This window comes from Catellatospora sp. KI3 (assembly GCF_029948125.1).
Classification (GTDB): Bacteria; Actinomycetota; Actinomycetes; order Mycobacteriales; family Micromonosporaceae; genus Catellatospora.
This window is the reverse complement of sequence record NZ_JASAMB010000004.1, coordinates 406,451-421,484: the sequence shown is the minus strand read 5'-3', so window position 1 is coordinate 421,484 and position 15,034 is coordinate 406,451. Positions and strand designations below refer to the sequence as shown.

The following is a 15,034-nucleotide window of genomic DNA, read 5'->3' as shown; positions in this document are numbered from 1 at the left end:
ATACGAAGCCATGATCGGCACCGTACGCCAGGTCGGCTACAAGTTCGTCCTGCCGTCCTCGCGCCCGCACCGTTCCGACGACGACATCGACTCCAGCCTGGCCGACGCGCTGCTGGTCGACCTCAACCTGGCAGGCTAACGAACCGCGGGCCGGCCTGGCAGGGAGCTCGTGACGTCACCGGCACGGGCGGTGGCCAGCTGCCCGACGGCCGACTGCGTCGCCCCACACGATCCCGGGGAAACCAGCCGGTGTCCGGAGGGCCCGCTCACATACCGCCGCAACACGGGAGTCCGCGCCGGGTGCGGACTCCCGTGTTCGGGCGAGGGTTCAGTCCTCGAAGGTCGTAGCGGCTGCCAGCTCGCGCAGCACCGAGTCCAGGGTGTCGCGGGCCGCGCCCAGTTCCAGGCTCTGGCGCTCGGCCAGCGCCAGGGCGTCGGCGTCAGGGGCTCCTGCCCGCAGCGCCGTACGCAGCTCGGCCACCTGGCCCCGCCAGCTGTTGGCGAGGATCTGCTCGGCCTGCCGGGTCGCCGCGCCGTCGGCCTGGACCTGCAGGTGCGCCCGCTTGTCCCGCAGGTGCTGGGACGCCCGCTCCTGCTGCTGCATCCGCACCAGTTCCAGCAGCACCGGCGCGACGTCCGCGGCGATCCGCAGGGTGTGCGCGGTGTTCTTCAGCTTCTCCGCGTGCGCCGGGCTGGTGATCCCGCCCGGCTTGCGCAGATACGCGATGAGCTCACCCACACCCTCGTGCTTCTGCAGACTCGCCAGCTCACCGGCGTACCGCGGGTCGGTGAGCACCCCGTCGACGCCCAGCAGCGACAGCGTCCGGGCGTACGCGTCGGGGTGGACGCGGTCCACCAGGGACTGGTACTCGTTGAGGTGATGCGGTATGTCGGCGCTGTTGACGCCCAGCCGCAGCTCCTGCATCTTGTCTGCCACCAGCAGGCCCTTGGCGACGAACTCGCTGAGCTGCGCGTCGAGTCCGCCCGCGGCCGGGGCGGCCGCCTGCTTGACGAGCCGCTCGACGTGCGGGCCCGCCGCCGGGCCGCCAGGGCCGGTCGCGGCGGGGGTCAGCTCGACCTGGGCGCGCCTGGCCAAGGCCACCAGCTTGCTGGTGGACTCGGCGTGCCAGGCCGCCACGCACGTGTTCACGCGGTCGGTGATCTGCTCGACCAGCTGCTCGGTGGAGTCCACCTCACCCTGCATGATCACGCTGTGCATCTCGTCGCGGATGTCGTCGCGCAGCCGGGTTGCCGCCGCCGAGTCGATCGCCGCCAGCTCCTCCTCCAGCACCAGCACCCGGGACCGGTCCGCGCGCAGCCGCCGCTGCCGGTCCTGCGACTGCGTCAACGCCGCCGTGGCCTGCTCCAGCGCGAGCGCGCCGGTCCTGGCCCAGTGCCGCACGTGCGCCGCCGCCCGCAGCCGCGACGCGTCCGCGGCGGCCAGCACCGCGCGCAGCTCGTGCACGCCGTCCCAGTCCCGGCCCTCGGCGAACGCCGCCGCGCTCGGGTTCGGGTTGCGGGCGTGCTGACCGCCCAGGTCGGCGACGACCGCGATGACCGGCGGCAGCTCGCCGGGCACAAGGCGCCGCAGCGCCGTGACGACCGAGGCACGTTTGCGGTCAGCCATCGCCCGGAATCCGTCGAGGTCGTCGATCGGGTCGACCCCGGCCATGTCGGCCTTGGCGATGACCACGACCAGCGCCCCCGGCGGGAAGAACCGGCCGCCGTACGGGGTGATCGCCGTCCCGTCCACCAGCGCCGCCAGCCGGTCCACGTCGGTGCCCAGCAGCTGGGGCGTCACCGCGACCACCAGCAGGTCCGTGGCCGCGACCGAGGACAGCGCCAGCTGGTCGTGGCGGCGTTCATCGCTGCCCAGGCCGGGGGTGTCCACGTAGGTCAGACCTGCCGACCGGGCCTGCTGGATCTCATAGGTCTCGCGGGAGGCGCTGACGGTCAGCCACTGCGGGACCGGGCTGCCGTCCTCGACCAGCAGCCGCTTGATCAGGCTCGACTTGCCCGCGCTCCACGGCCCCACCAGGGTGACCCGCACCGTGCCGGACTCGGCGGCCTGACGCCAGGCCTGATCGGCTTCAACGGCGGTCTGCGACCCGGTGGCCGCCTCGACCGCCTCGCGCAGGCGCTGCACCCATCGCGTACTCATCCGTGTTCTCCTCCAAGCAGCCCGTTTGCCAAGATGCGCGCGTCCTCGTACCGGCTCAGCCTCGCGCCGAGCGCCTCGACCTGCTCCGTGTCGACCCGCAGCCGCTCGGTCGCCTCGCCGATCGCCTGCTCGAGCAAACCACCCTGGGTCAACAGCCAGGACAGTCCGGGATGAGCCCCCACCAGTTGCGCTACCCACCGCCGGGCGTCGTCGAACAGCCTGGCCTCGCCCTGCTCGCGTTCGCCCTCACGGCGCTTGCGGAACCGGGCCGACAGCATGTCCTCGACGGTGGTGGCGATCAGCGGCACGAACGGAGCGACCCGGATGAACCGCGCGGCCACGGCGCTGCCCTCACCGGCGAGCCGGCCCACCGTCTTGAGTTTCGCCAATGCCGACACCGCGCCCCCGGTGCGGCTCAGCAGCGACGGCGCTTCGGTGGCGCGTTGCAGGAAGCGTGCCTGCAGGCGCAGGTTCGGGTCGCGCTGGTGCGGGATCGCCCCGGCCGGGTCGTAGGTCGCCATGTCCTGCGCCCAGTGGTCGACCTGCCGCTGGGTGGCGGCGGCCCACTCGTCGACGTACGCCTGCAGGTCGGGCCGTTCATGCAGGCGCAGGATCTGCTGCGCGATGGCGGCCTGCTCCTCCTTGTCGGCGGCGGAGTCCCACTGGTCCAGGTGGGCGCGGATCGCGCCGGTGATGATCCAGTCGAGCCGGTCGGTGGCCGCCGCTCGCAGCGCGACGGCGTTCTCCAGGCGCAGTCGCAGGTCGGCCTGGAGCATGCGCAGGCTGTCCAGCGCCTGCTCGACCTCGGCCCGTGCCGCCCGCGCCGCCTCGGTCAGGCCGCTCAGCCGGCCCAGGGCGCCCAGCAGGACCCCGGCTTCGACCGCGGACGGCAGCAGCCAGGCCCGTGACGAGCGCCAGCCGTCGCAGAAGTCCTCGGTGCCGTCCCAGTCGGCGGGCCGCCCGTCGCCCGTGACGGGATCGGGGGCGAGGCTGACGACCTGCACCGCGCCGATGAACCGGTCCTGCGGGCCCTGGAGCCGGTGCAGTTCGGCTAGCAGCTCGGCCTCCTTGCGGCGGCAGCGACGCACGAACTCCTCCGGTGACTCCACCGGGTCGGCGCCCATCACGTCGGCGTGTCCGATCACGAAGATCACCCGGTCGGGCCGGGGGACGGCGCCGCCCGACGGGCCGCCGGAGACGAGGCCGGCCAGGTGCGGGGTGGCGGTGAGGTTGGGGCTGAGCACGTACCAGATGAACGCGGCGTCGTGCAGGGCCTCGGCGGTGCCGGGATCGCCGAGCGCAGGAGTGTCGACCAGGGTGACCCCCTCCCACGGGTAGTGGTGCACCTGCGTGGTCGGGCCGCCGTGGACCCGCACCGGTGCGCCGGTCAGCGTCACCATCCGCCGGATCAGCGCCGTCTTGCCGGTGCCCCGGTCGCCGACGACCGCCACCCGGGGCGCCTGTTCGGCGAGCAAGGCGCGCAGCGTGGCCAGGACCGCCTCTGCCTGCGGGTCGGCGGCCGGGTCGTGGCCGTTGGCCGTCCACGTGCGCAGCCACCGCTGCGCCGACCCGGCCGCGACGGGACGGGCCCGGCGTACGGTCTGCGCCACCCGGGCCGCCGCGACCCGGTGCTCGGCCGGGTAGGGCCGCCCGGCGGCATCGTCGACGGTCGCGGCGCCGGGCGCCTCGTCGACCCAGTCGTCACCGAGCCAGACCCGGCGTCCGGGCCGGCCGGTCGCGGCGTACTCCGCCTCGATCGAGGCGACCGCCGTGGACACGGTGTGCTGCCCCAGCCCGGTGGGGCCGATCTCGTCGCATGCCGCGGTCAGCAGCGCGGCATGCCGCAGCGCCCGGTGCTCCTGCTCGCGCAGCGCCAGCGCCGACCGGACGAGCTCGCCGCTGGCGGCCACCACCTGGTCGAACGCGATGCGCAGCAGCCCGGCCCGCACCTGCTGGGTCAGGTGTGCGAAGTACTCGCGGACCGCCACCCGGGCCTGTGCCAGGGCGGCCGCCCGCGACTCGCGGTTGCGGATCAGCCCCTTCTTGCGGACGCGGCGGCCGATGATGTCGCCGAGGATGCCGACCAGGGCCATCGGCGGGAACACCACGGTGCCCGCGGCGGCCATCGCCGACCCGTACCTGACGAGGTTGCCGCCCGTGCGCAGGCCCTTGCCCGCGCTGCCGTCGAAGGACGCGCCGGTCGTGGGCATGCTGACGCGCAGGTCGGCTTCGACCGCGTCGAGGCGGTGCCGCAGGTGGGTGGTGAACGAGGCCCCCACGGCCCGCACCGCGGACTCGATCTCGGGCTGGACGAAGACGGTGTCGGCGAACTCGTCGCCCGCGATGACCCGGTGGTGGGTGAAGGCGGTGTCGACCAGCACCTCGGCCCGGCGCAGCGCGACCCGTTCGAGCGGCCCGAAGTGGGAGGTCATCAGGTTGGCCACGAAGTCGACCACCACGCCGGGCCGGTCGGCGAAGATGGGCTGGTCGCTGCGGCGCTGCAGCTCCACCAGGTCGTTGAGCACCTGGGCGGTCGCCGGGGGCATGTCCGGCGTGCCGGCCGCGTAGTACAGGTGCCGGTAGTCGCCGAACAGCCACAGCACCTTGGCGATGGCCTGCTCGACCACCACCGCGCGGTCACGCAGGTCCGCGGCCAGGCCGGTGAGTTCGCGCGCCCCGCCGGAGGCCTGCGACACCAGCTGCCGGGTCAGGGAGCCCAGCCGCAGCCCGACCGCGTCGGTGGTGATCGCCCTGGTCATCAGCCGTTCCAGCAGGTCGACGTGTGACCACGCCATCAGGTTGGCGACGCCGTAGTCGCGGCGGTGCTTGCGGAAGGTCACCGCGTCATAGCCGTCGTAGCTGTCAGGCAGTCGCGCGTACGCGGCGCGCCTGCTGTTGACCGCGACGATGGGCACCTCGGGCAGGCCGATCTCGGCCAGCTGGCCCTGCAGCCACAGTGCCGACTGGGCCACCGCGTCGGACAGCTGCCGGCGCACCGCCGGGTCGGGCACCCGGGGCGGCTGGCGCCACAGCGCGTTCTTGACGTTGAGCACGGCGATGGCCTGCTTGCCGAACTCGGCCACCCACCGGGAGATCTCCGCGAACTCGGTGATCTGGGTGACGGTGTCGTCGAAGCACAGCAGCACCAGGTCGGCGGTACGCACCGCGGCGCGGGCCCGTTCGTGCAGCTCCCCGGCGTCGACGGTGCGACCCCAGCCGCCGGTGCCGGGGGTGTCGACCAGCCTGCTGCCCTGCCACAGCAGCGCCCCGACCTCGGTGGTGAAGTCGTTGTCGCCCGGGGAGATGAGCGTCCCGTCGCCGCGGCCCAGCGCGGTGATCAGCGTGCTCTTACCCGCCCCCGTCCGCCCGAAGAAGACGACGTTGAACGTGTCGATGTCGGCGAGCTGGTCGGTGACCATGGTGCGCAGCGCCGCGGCCGTCCTCGCGGCGAGCAGCCCGGCCTCGTCCTGGGCCGCGCCCCCGGTGGGCGCGCCGTCCGACAGGCCCGCGTCCAGCCGCGTCACCAGCTCGCGCAGGCGGGCCGCGACCGGTCGGCTCTGCGCCACCGCCGTGGCGCAGGCGCGCTGGAACTGCGCTCCGCTGTCGGAGGTGGTCACCGGGTCAGGGGTCGTCGCCGGATCGGTCATGCGGGCACCGCCATCTCCTTCACACGCACCAGGTGGCGCACAGTCGGTCGAGGGTACGGGGACGAGGTCCCAGTCTCCTCTGCCGGTGTGACAGCATCCGGTGCGCCGCCCGGTGCGTAGGGTCCTGGCCTGCCGGACGGTGTCGGTCACCGTCGTCGATGCTCGCCGAGATCCTGCCAAACGGTCACCGCGTCGTGCTGAGGCGACGCTATGCGGGCTCGCGTACGCGCCCAGGATCGCCGCCAGGATCCTCCTCGCCGGGCATCGGCTCGACCGGTGCCGCGGGCAGCACCTCCGGCGCGTCGGGCAGCAGTTCACCGGGATCGTCGGGGACGGGCTCGGACGGATCGATCGGCGGGTAGTGCTCAGGGTCCAGATTCGGCTGACTCATGCGACCGGCATTCCCGCGCCACCGCGCCGCTATGCGCAGGGCGGACACACTGTCATGCCGCCTCCACCCGGCACGTGTGACAGGCCCAGACGGGTGGCGGGTGGCGGCGGCTACCGGGGCAGGGAGTTCCGCGGAGCCATCGTCCGGCCCGAGGCGGCCAGGTCATCGGCTTTCCACACAGCGGCGTGGCCGGCTCGCCGATTTCCGGGGCCGAGGCGATCGCGGTTGGTCTTGTAAGCTCAGCCGTCGATGACTTCACGTGCCGTGGCCGGACCGGGCTGGTGAAACCGGCCCGGGCGTTGGGCGGCGGACTGCCGAGAAGGAGGAGTGACTGTGCGCCACCTGCCCACGGAGCCGTTGGCAGTCTCCGCACTGCCGGCCGTGACCGGCCGCGATGAGTACGAGGCCGCCCGTGCCGGCCTGCTGGCCAAGGAGAAGGCGCACAGCCGCGCGGGCGACGCGATCGCCGCGGAGCGCCGCCGACTACCGATGATCGAGATTCCCGGGTCTGTCACCGTGGTCGGTGCGAACGGCGAGGTTCTGTTCCTGGACGCCTTCGAAGGGCGGCGGATGCTCGTCGGCTACTTCCACATGTGGCATGACGGCCAGCCGGCCGAACGGCAGTGCATCGGCTGCACCTACTTCGCATCGCAGGTCCAGGGCCCGCTGGCGCACCTGCACGCCCGCGACGTGACACTGGCCTACTTCTGCGAGGGCACCTACGAGGAGAGCCGGCCGTACGCGGACTTCATGGGCTACACGGCACCGTGGTACTCGGCGCGCGACGCGGGCGACGGGCTGCTGGCAGGCCGGGATTTCGGCTGGCTCGGCTGCTACGTGCGCGACGATCATGGACGCGTGTACGAGACGTACTGGACGACCGACCGCGGCAACGAGGCGGGCTTCTGGTCCTACAGCCTGCTGGACCGCACCGTGTTCGGACGTCAGGAGGCGTGGGAGGACTCTCCTGAGGGCTGGCCGAGGATCCCGACCGGCCAGCACCAGTGGCGTACCGATGGCCGCCCGCTGGCGCAATGGGGCGTCACGGACGCACCCGCTGCCTAGCCCGACCGTCACGGTCGGCTAGTCGAGCTGCGGCAACACGCGGCGGGCGGACCGATGTTCACCGCTGTCGCCGCCCTCCCGCTGGCAGGTGACTCCGCCGACGTGGGCAATAGGCGGGCCGCGGCCGAGGTTAGATGCCATCAGTGCAGGTCGCGGGCGTGTGCCATGGCGGTCTTCGTGACCGCCGCTGCTGCGTGCTGCCGACTCCGGCGCTGGTCGCCTCACGATTCATCATTCCATGAATACATGATCCGATGTACCGTCGGGTTATGGAAGTGATCGCACATGCCGAGGTGCTGGCCCGCTTCGGTCACGCGCTGTCTGACCCGACCCGCTCCCGCCTGCTGCTGGCGCTGCGCGATGGCCCGGCCTATCCGGCTGACCTGGCCGACCTGCTCGGCGTGTCCCGGCAGAGCATGTCCAACCACCTTGCCTGCCTACGCGGCTGCGGCCTGGTCGTCGCCGTACCCGAAGGCCGACGCACCCGCTACGAGCTGACCGACCGCCGACTCGCCCACGCCCTGGGCGACCTCCTCGGCGTCGTGCTCACCGTCGACCCGCAGGCATGCCCCACCGCCGACACCGACAACTGCTGCTGATGACCAGCCCGACCATGCTCCGCCAGCCGCTCAGCCCACAGAGGCGGGCCGTACTCAACCGCCGCAGCCTGCTGCTGGCCTACGCCACCGCTGGCTACAACCTGCTCGAAGGCATTGTGGCCATCGCGGCCGGCGCCGCCGCCACCTCCGCCGCGCTGGTCGGCTTCGGGCTCGACTCCTTCATAGAGGTGTCCTCCGCCCTGGTCGTGATCTGGCAATTCCGCTCCAAGCTGCCCGAGGCGCGTGAACGAACCGCCCTGAAGCTGATCGCCGCATCGTTCTTCGCCCTCGCCGCCTGGATCGCCTTCGACTCCGTCCGGCACCTGCTAGGCGCCACCCAGGCCGAAGTGTCCCCGGTCGGCGTAGCCGTCGCCGCGACCTCCGTCGTGGTCATGCCGCTGCTGGTCTGGGCCAAACGCCGCACCGGACGCGAACTCGGCTCCGCAACCGTCGTAGCCGACAGCACCCAAACCCTGCTCTGCACCTACCTGTCGGCGATCCTGCTCGCCGGACTTCTACTGAACTGGGCGTTCGGCTGGACCTGGGCCGACCCGCTCGCGGCCCTGGTCATCGCCGCCGTCGCGGTGAAGGAAGGCGTAGGCGCCTGGCGCGGCGAGCACTGCGACGACTGCGCCCTACCCGCCAGCGCCGAAGGCTGCACCTCAGCAAACGACTGCTGCACCCCCACCTCAGGCGAGGGGCACGATGGCCGCTGAATGGCTCACCGCAGCCGTCCTCATCTCGATCCTCACCCCGGCCTTCGGGCACTTCGAAACCGTCCGCCCCTCTGGGCGCGCATCGCCCGATGGCTGGCCTACCTCGCCGTCACCGGCATCGTCGGCGCCACCGCAGGCCGACCATGGACCTTCGTGTGGTTGCTCGGTCTACCGGTCCTCGGCGCCGTCTTCCATTTCACCTGGTGCCTGCGCCACGGCATCAACCCGCTCACAGCTGAACCCCGCGACCGCTACGAACAACTTCGAGCCAGGCGCACCGCACCACACCAAGATCCGGGCAATGCACGGGCCGAGACGTAAGAACGAAAGTGTTTACGCAGGTGAAAGCCACAACCTTGACTGGTCTTGAAAACCGCTGAGGTCGGCGGGCTCGAGCTGTCACCGCTTGTCACCGGCAGGCGGTGACAGCTATGTCCGGCCTGTGAACTGCGAGAACGGGGGCAGGAGGGCTTGTCGTCCTGTCATCGCCTCTCCGGCGGCCTTACTCAGAGACGACCCGCTTTGCGGGCCTTCGTTTCGGTAGGTACGTACATTTCGTCAGTGCAGGTGCGCGGTCCCGGGTTCCATGGCCGGGCAGGTCTCGCGCTTCCTGCCTGTCCTCGCCAGACTCGCAAGCGCTGCCCGCTGCGCAGTACGAGATGAGTGGTCCTCCGGCAGGGGGTGCCGATCGGTGGACGCGGGTGTCGTGGCCACGGGAGCATGCCGGGCTCGGCTGTTGTGTCGTTGAGCGGTGCGGGGCCGTCTAGCCAGGACGGCGCGACGCTGAGACTGCGCCCAGCAGAAAGCAAGGGGATGAACGATAGCGACGGCCGGAAGCGGGCAGCAGGTGAGCTCGAGAGCCAGGTGATGAGCGTGCTGTGGGCGGCGGGCCGGTCGATGACCCCCGCCGAGGTCCAGGCGGAGCTGGTGCCGGCGCCGGCGTACAACACGGTCCAGACGATTCTGATCCGGCTGGTCGACAAGAATGTCGTACGCCGCAGCCGGGCTGGTCGGGCGCACTCCTACGAGCCGGTGCGCAGCGAGGCCGACGCCGCCGCGGCGAAGCTGCACGCCACGCTCGACGGTGTCGGCGACCGGCAGTTGACGCTGCAGCGTTTCGCCGAGTCGCTCGACGACGCCGAGGCGCAGGTGCTGCGCCGGCTGCTGGCCGACCTTGAGCGGGAGGGCAGGTGAGGACCTGGGTGTATCTGCCGCTGGTGCTGTCGGCGCTGCTCCCGTACGCGGCAAGGTTCATGGCCGGGCGGGTCTCGCCGTCGGCTGGCGCGCGGGCCGTTGCCGCTGCCGCGGCCGTGGCTGCCGCCGGGTTCGTATGTTCTCTGACGCTGCTGTCGCTGACGCTGTTCGACGACCTTCCGCCGCTGTGGCAGTTCGACGACCGGCCCGAACTGGGCCTGCCGAAACCTGTGCCGGGGCTGGTGGCGCTCGCCGCCGGGCTGATGCTGCTGGTCAGTGTCGGCAGACTGATCGCTGACGTCCGGCTCCGGTGGCGGGTGCTGCGCGAGCTTCGCGCCGCCGGCACGCCCACGGCGGGGCTGGTGGTCGCCGACTGGGCCGAGCCGTTCGCGGTGGCGGTGCCGGGGCGTCCGGGGCATGTGCTGGTCACGTCGGGAATGCTGCGGGTGCTGAGCGCGGGGGAGCAGCGGGTGCTGTTCGCGCACGAGAACGCGCATCTGCGTGGTCGCCACCATCAGTGGGTGACCGCGACGAGCTGGGCGGTGGCGGTGAACCCGCTGCTGTACCCGATGGCGTCGCTGGTCGGGCACCTGGTGGAGCGGTGGGCCGACGAGGACGCCGCAGCGGTGGTCGGCGACCGGCGGCTGGTGGCACAGGCGGTCGCGAAGGCGTCGCTGGCCGGACGGCGCCGCCAGGTGGCCCCGGCGATGGGGATGAGCGGCTCCGGCGCCGTCGAACGGGTGATGGCCATGCAGTGTCCGCGTACGGCCAGCCGCTGGCAGCCGGTGGCCGGTGTCGCGGCGCTGTGCGCGGCGCTGCTTGCGGCCACCGCGGTGGCAGCCGCCGACTTCGTCGAGGTCGCTGGAGCGTGGCTGGCGATGCTGACCTGAACCCGTTCGCGGGACGGCACGCTCAGCAGCAGTTCCCTGACCCGCGCAGGCGGCGGGTGGGTCAACGGCGGGAGCCTTCCACGGGCGCCGACACCGGCTGCGGGTCGATGCGGACCTCGGCCCGGTCGACGGGCAGCGGCCGGGACAGGATCACGCCGCCGCGACGTCCCCAGGGTGCGGGCCCGAACGTGCGCAGCATCAGCGCGTCGTAGCACAGGGCCAGCACCGCCGCGGCGATGAGCGGCGTACCGAACTCTGCCAGCGGCGGTATCGACAGTGCCGTGGCAGCCAGCGGGCTGGTGCTGACGGCGATGCCACGGGCGGCGGCGGTCATGCTGGCCACGGCGGTGCGCTGCGGGGGTGTCACGAGTGCGGCCGTGAACGCCTGCCGGGCCGGTACGTCGATCTTCGACAGGGCATGGCGGACCAGTAGCAGGCCGGCGGCGACGGGAAACGACGGCGCGAACGCGACACCCAGCAGGACGACGTTGGACACGGCGTGCGGCCACAGCATCGTCGCCAGCAGGCCGCTGCGCGCGCTCAGCGCCGGTGCGGCCAGTTGCGCGGCGGCTGCGAGCAGGTTCATCGCGAAGAAGAGGGTGCCGAGCGCGCCGACGGACACGTCGAAGCGTTCGTGCAGCCACCAGGCGAGCAGCGCCTGGACGACCAGGCCGCCGGCGAACGCGTCGAGTCCCGACAGCGCGGCCAACGCTCTGCCTTCTGCGGGCACCCGAACCGCTTCGATGGAGCTGGCGCTGCTTTGTCTTGTGCGGGACTCCGCGTGCGCGGTCATCCGGGTGACGACGAGGCCGGCGGCGAGGGCCGCCAGCGCGTACAGGACGAAGGCGTGTCGTGCGGCGTCGGGTCCGGTCAGTGCCGCCAGGCCTGCTGCGGCCAGAGCACCCAGCGCCCCGGCGATCTGCGCGGTGACGTTGTAGGCGGTGAAGACGCGGGTGCGGGTGCCGGTGGTGCTCTGGTGAGCGAGGATCGCCTGCTCGACGCCGCTGAACGGGGTGTTGTCGTTGGTCGACGGCGAGATCGTGCCGAGGAACGCCGCCGCCAGCAGCAGGGGGTAGCTGTCACAGGTCGCGAAGACGGCTCCGGCGGCGGCCATGAGCAGCGCGGATACGATCAGCGCGAGTCGGCGGCCCATGCGGTCGGCGAACAGTGCCATGACGACCGTGCCGGCGACGCTGCCTGCGCAGGCGACGGCGACGAGCACCCCGATCTCGGTGGGGGAGTAGCCGGCGGTGCTGAGCCGGGTGGCCAGCAGGACGCTGGCGCAGCCGAACCCGAACGTGCGCAGCGCACGCGAAATGACGACCCGCTTGCTGTCACCGTGCAGGCGTTCAGCAGCGGGTCCTTCGATCGTTGGACCCACCAGGAGATGATGAAGCAGACCTAATTACCCCTAACTCCGACACACCGTAGGAGTTCATGTCAAGGTCTACATATCAACCTGGCTGGTGAGGTCTGGCGCAGGATCTGCGAGGCGGAACCTACTCCTTGGGCTGCTCGGCGACCGGCCACTGCCGCAGCAGGTGCAGCAGCACGGCAGCGTCGGGGATGTCGCGCAGCCGCACGGAGATGACGGGCTTGCGCTGCCCCGCCCAGACCTTCAGGTGCGTCTTGCCGGTCTCCACTCTCGTGATGGCCGACCGGGCGGCGTACTCGTCGCCGCTGCGGACCCCGTCGCCGGTCAGCGTGATCGGCCCGAAGACGGCGGCGCCGGTGCGCAGCGCCTCGTCGGTCTTGACCGGCAGCAGGACGGCCGCGACGGACTTCTCCACGTACGCGACCAGCTCCGGCTTGCCCTTGTAGTCGGGCTTGGCCAGGTCGACGACCGTGCCGTCCTTGAGCTCGACCCGGCACTGCAGCACCTCGACGTACGCGCTGACCAGGTTGAGCACCCGGACCCACACCCGCACGTGCGCCACGTCGTCCCAGGTGAACAGCGAGGTGACCGCGCCGGTGTGGTCGATGGTCAGCGAGCCGTTGCGGTGCAGGTACCGGCACGCGCCCGCTTTGCGGCGGGCGACCCAGGCGGCGATCCCGGCGAGGACCAGCAGGACGACGCCGATCGTGATGGCTCCACCCGCGCCGTTGCTGGCCAGCAGGATGACCAGGCCCAGTCCGGCGGTGACGGCGGTGAGGAAGATGTCGGCGCCGATGGGGGACCGGTAGCGGCCGACGATCTCGCCGAGGCCCGCCTCGGCGGCCGCCTCGCCGAACGGCCGTCTGTCCACATTGCTGTGCATGGATGCATCCTCGCGGCTGGCCGTACGCCGGTCAACGGCCGCCGGCCGTACCGGCTGGGGCCTGGTCCTGGGCCGAGCGCCGCCGCAGGCAGTGGCGCCAGGCGTCCAGGCGGCTGCCCGTAAGGTGGTGCCATGCCATTCCCGCCCGCGCCGCGACGGACGCCCGCCCCGCCATCGCCCCGGATCGGGGAATGAGCCTGCTCGTCGAGCCGCGCCCGCCGCGGCAGGAGGACGCCCGGGCGCCGCGGGCGCCGCGGTTCACCGGCTGGTGCGGCCGGGTCGCGGGGTCCCGTGCCTTCGAGACGGCGATCATCGTGGCCATCGGCGCCAACGCCGTCCTGCTCGGCATCGAGACCTACCCCGACCTGGGGTCGGCGCGGCCGTGGCTGCACGCCCTGGAGTGGGCGTTCCGGCTCGTCTTCGTCGCCGAGATCGCGATCCGCCTGCTCAGCTACGGCCGGCGGCCGCAGGACTTCTTCCGGCACGGCTGGAACGTCTTCGACCTCGTGGTGATCGCGGCCACCTTCGTGCCGGGGCTGCACGGCGACTCGGCCATGCTGCGCATCGTGCGCATCGCGCGGGTGGTGCGGCTGGTGCGGTTCTCGCCCGGACTGCGCACGATCGTGAACGCACTGCTGCGCAGCCTGCCGGGCGTCGGCGGCTTCCTGGCCCTGGCCATGGTCACCTTCTACGTGTACGGCATGGCCGGGTGGCTGATCTTCGCGGACGAGTACCCGGAGCAGTACGGCACGATCGGCCGCGCGGTGCTGACCCTGTTCGTGCTGCTGTCCCTGGAGACGCTGCCCGACCTGATCGAGCAGGGCCTGGCGCTGTCCCCGTGGACACTCGTGTACTACGTCAGCTACGTTCTCATCACCGCGAACCTGCTGCTCAACATCCTGATGGCGGTCATCGTCAACTCGATGGAGGAGGCGCGCCGGCTGGACATGACCCGGGGCCTGGCGCCGGACTTCGATTCCGACGGTGACGGCGAGCCCGACGACGTCGACCGGATCATGATCAGTCAGCGGCTGGACGACCTGCGGGCCGTGCTGGACCAGCTCGAGCGCGACCTGCGCCTCGACCGCGACCGTCCGGCCGCCTGGACCGATCACGCCTCCGCCGACCGCACCTCGACCAGGAACTAGCGCGGGTCGCCACGCGCCCGGCGCTCAGGCGTAGGCCGCCACCCGGGCGGCGAGGTCGCGGTGGCGCTGCTGGCGGAAGCCGGGGCGGAAACCCTCCGTCCACGGCTTGCGCGGCCCGGCGAAGTGCATGATGCGTACGTCCCGCGCGGCACGCTCGGGCGCGGTCATCGGTTCCAGCTCGTAGCTGCACATGTTGTTCCAGGTCGGAGGCAGTCGCCGCCAGCGTTCGTACGCGACGAGGTTCAGCGCGTCCTGGTCGGGGAAGCGCAGCCGCCCGCTGTTCTCGGCCAGGTAGGCCAGGCAGCGCTCGGTCACCTCCAGCTCGCGCCACCGGGCCAGGTTGATCAGGATGACCCCGGAGTTGAAGTACGGCGCGTCGGCCGGATGCTCCGGCCCGGCCCCGGGAATGCCGCCGAAGGCGTCGAAGCGGTCGGCGAACGCGTCGCGCACCGCCGCGAGCGGCACCCCGTCGAGCGGCACCTGCCACAGCGGACCGAGGTCGCCGCAGACGTGGAGGTCGGCGTCGAGGTAGAGCAGGCGATCGGGGCCGTCGACGAGGTCCGGCAGCAGCAGTCGCAGGTACATGCCGGGCGTGAGCCAGGCCATGGCGTCCAGGTCGGCCACCGGCAGCGACCGGTACGCGTCACCGGTGGTGAGCAGGTGCAGCCGTCCCCGCCCGGCGAGCTGCCGCCGCAGCGAGCGTTCCTGCTCCTTGGCCACCCGGTCGGTGGTCAGCAGCCAGAACGTGACGTCGTCGTGCGCCCGGGAATCCAGCACCGACTCCAGGGCGACCCGGGCGTGTCCGGCGTAGGCCTCGTCGAACGCGAAAGCGATATCCACTCCGGCTGTATAGCAAAACTTAACCGGATCACTGAACATTGGTATCAAAATCTGGCACGGATACAGTAAATATTTTGCACCTATCTGCTGGAAACTTGCGACGTGGCCGGTCGCCCCGAACGAAA

At 71.8% G+C, this 15,034-nt stretch carries 12 protein-coding genes; 6 read left to right on the top strand and 6 right to left on the bottom strand.

Features of this window, described 5'->3' with window-relative positions; translation table 11 throughout:
- Nucleotides 1-328: 328 nt before the first annotated feature.
- The 3 genes from QEZ54_RS10290 to QEZ54_RS10280 form a co-directional block, all read right to left on the bottom strand.
- Nucleotides 329-2,161, bottom strand: a complete 1,833-nt coding sequence (locus QEZ54_RS10290) for a GTPase domain-containing protein (protein WP_281304296.1) — start codon at nt 2,159-2,161, stop codon at nt 329-331.
- On the bottom strand, nt 2,158-5,808 hold the full coding sequence (locus tag QEZ54_RS10285; protein ID WP_281304295.1) for a GTPase: 3,651 nt from the start codon (nt 5,806-5,808) through the stop codon (nt 2,158-2,160). Before QEZ54_RS10285 ends, QEZ54_RS10290 begins: the two co-directional genes overlap by 4 nt.
- Nucleotides 5,809-6,016: 208 nt before the next feature.
- The gene (locus QEZ54_RS10280) at nt 6,017-6,199 is read right to left on the bottom strand and encodes a hypothetical protein (protein WP_281304294.1); all 183 of its coding nucleotides are present in this window, start codon (nt 6,197-6,199) and stop codon (nt 6,017-6,019) included.
- Nucleotides 6,200-6,580: 381 nt separating this feature from the next.
- Between QEZ54_RS10280 and QEZ54_RS10275 the strand changes: the two genes are divergently transcribed.
- From QEZ54_RS10275 to QEZ54_RS10255, 5 genes are all read left to right on the top strand, one after another.
- Nucleotides 6,581-7,264, top strand: a complete 684-nt coding sequence (locus tag QEZ54_RS10275; protein ID WP_281304293.1) for a DUF899 family protein — start codon at nt 6,581-6,583, stop codon at nt 7,262-7,264.
- Between the two features lie 269 nt (nt 7,265-7,533).
- Nucleotides 7,534-7,863, top strand: coding sequence for a metalloregulator ArsR/SmtB family transcription factor (locus tag QEZ54_RS10270; protein WP_281304292.1), 330 nt, complete (start codon nt 7,534-7,536; stop codon nt 7,861-7,863).
- Complete coding sequence (locus QEZ54_RS10265) at nt 7,863-8,579, top strand: cation transporter (RefSeq protein ID WP_281304291.1); 717 nt, start codon at nt 7,863-7,865, stop codon at nt 8,577-8,579. Before QEZ54_RS10270 ends, QEZ54_RS10265 begins: the two co-directional genes overlap by 1 nt.
- An 813-nt stretch (nt 8,580-9,392) precedes the next feature.
- Complete coding sequence (locus QEZ54_RS10260) at nt 9,393-9,773, top strand: BlaI/MecI/CopY family transcriptional regulator (protein WP_281304290.1); 381 nt, start codon at nt 9,393-9,395, stop codon at nt 9,771-9,773.
- On the top strand, nt 9,770-10,663 hold the full coding sequence (locus QEZ54_RS10255) for a M56 family metallopeptidase (protein WP_281304289.1): 894 nt from the start codon (nt 9,770-9,772) through the stop codon (nt 10,661-10,663). Before QEZ54_RS10260 ends, QEZ54_RS10255 begins: the two co-directional genes overlap by 4 nt.
- Before the next feature lie 61 nt (nt 10,664-10,724).
- On the opposite strand, the gene QEZ54_RS10250 is transcribed toward QEZ54_RS10255, so the two are convergent.
- Together QEZ54_RS10250 and QEZ54_RS10245 are read right to left on the bottom strand one after the other, a co-directional pair.
- Nucleotides 10,725-12,044, bottom strand: a complete 1,320-nt coding sequence (locus QEZ54_RS10250) for an MFS transporter (RefSeq protein WP_281304288.1) — start codon at nt 12,042-12,044, stop codon at nt 10,725-10,727.
- Between the two features lie 118 nt (nt 12,045-12,162).
- Entirely contained in the window at nt 12,163-12,921 is a 759-nt protein-coding gene (locus QEZ54_RS10245) for a DUF6585 family protein (RefSeq protein ID WP_281304287.1), read from the bottom strand.
- A gap of 191 nt (nt 12,922-13,112) precedes the next feature.
- Here QEZ54_RS10245 and QEZ54_RS10240 point away from each other — a divergent pair, with 191 nt between their 5' ends.
- Nucleotides 13,113-14,069 (top strand): ion transporter, encoded by a 957-nt coding sequence (locus QEZ54_RS10240; protein ID WP_281304286.1) that lies wholly within the window; start codon nt 13,113-13,115, stop codon nt 14,067-14,069.
- Nucleotides 14,070-14,093: 24 nt separating this feature from the next.
- On the opposite strand, the gene QEZ54_RS10235 is transcribed toward QEZ54_RS10240, so the two are convergent.
- A complete protein-coding gene (locus QEZ54_RS10235) occupies nt 14,094-14,909 on the bottom strand; it encodes a glycosyltransferase family 8 protein (RefSeq protein ID WP_281304285.1) in 816 nt (271 codons plus the stop codon).
- Between the last annotated feature and the right edge of the window lie 125 nt (nt 14,910-15,034).

What these genes read in the sequence shown, in the direction of transcription:
- QEZ54_RS10290 (WP_281304296.1), bottom strand. Translation starts at nt 2,161, where the DNA reads ATGAGTACGCGATGGGTGCAGCGCCTGCGCGAGGCGGTCGAGGCGGCC.
- QEZ54_RS10245 (WP_281304287.1), bottom strand. Translation starts at nt 12,921, where the DNA reads ATGCACAGCAATGTGGACAGACGGCCGTTCGGCGAGGCGGCCGCCGAG.
- QEZ54_RS10280 (WP_281304294.1), bottom strand. Translation starts at nt 6,199, where the DNA reads ATGAGTCAGCCGAATCTGGACCCTGAGCACTACCCGCCGATCGATCCG.
- QEZ54_RS10240 (WP_281304286.1), top strand. Translation starts at nt 13,113, where the DNA reads ATGAGCCTGCTCGTCGAGCCGCGCCCGCCGCGGCAGGAGGACGCCCGG.
- QEZ54_RS10260 (WP_281304290.1), top strand. Translation starts at nt 9,393, where the DNA reads ATGAACGATAGCGACGGCCGGAAGCGGGCAGCAGGTGAGCTCGAGAGC.
- QEZ54_RS10265 (WP_281304291.1), top strand. Translation starts at nt 7,863, where the DNA reads ATGACCAGCCCGACCATGCTCCGCCAGCCGCTCAGCCCACAGAGGCGG.
- QEZ54_RS10285 (WP_281304295.1), bottom strand. Translation starts at nt 5,808, where the DNA reads ATGACCGATCCGGCGACGACCCCTGACCCGGTGACCACCTCCGACAGC.
- QEZ54_RS10270 (WP_281304292.1), top strand. Translation starts at nt 7,534, where the DNA reads ATGGAAGTGATCGCACATGCCGAGGTGCTGGCCCGCTTCGGTCACGCG.